We start from the raw sequence: 530 nt of genomic DNA, 5'->3' as shown, positions 1-530 counted from the left end.
TCTCGTACGTGCACGCCACGCCCGGGATGGACGCCGACGCGGCTGAACTGGCCGCCTTCGCCCAGCAGAGCCTGCCCGCGCACATGGTGCCGACGGGCGTCATGGTGCTGGACGAGATTCCCCTGACCCCGGTGGGCAAATTGGACCGCGAGGCACTGCCCGCGCCCCGGTTGCGGACCAAGGTGTACCGCGCCCCGGTCGGCCCACTCGAAGAGCTGGTCGGCGAGGTGTTCGCCGAACTGCTCGGTCCCGCCGCGCCGGTCGGCGCGGACGACGATTTCTTCGAGCTGGGCGGCAACTCGCTGATCGCGACGCAGGTCGCGGCCCGGTTGGGAGCCGCGATCGCGGCCCGGGTGCCCGCCCGGCTGATCTTCGAGAGCCCCACCGTCGCGACGCTCGCCGCGCGGCTGGAGCCGTTGCGGGGAGCGGGCGACCGGCGCGCGTTGGTGGCGTTGGAGCGTCCGGAGCGGGTGCCGTTGTCGTTGGCGCAGCGGCGGATGTGGTTTTTGAATCAGTTCGATCCGGGTTTG

1 protein-coding gene is annotated in these 530 nt (G+C 71.7%); it reads left to right on the top strand.

The window, feature by feature from the left end; translation table 11 throughout:
- Window positions 1-530: phosphopantetheine-binding protein (locus tag ACT89H_RS29465; RefSeq protein WP_445111936.1), on the top strand; the 530-nt coding region annotated here is incomplete at both ends.

The sequence above is a fragment of the Nocardia aegles genome (genome assembly GCF_052545135.1).
Note: the sequence above shows the minus strand (reverse complement) of the source record. Positions and strands in the feature narration are given on the sequence as shown.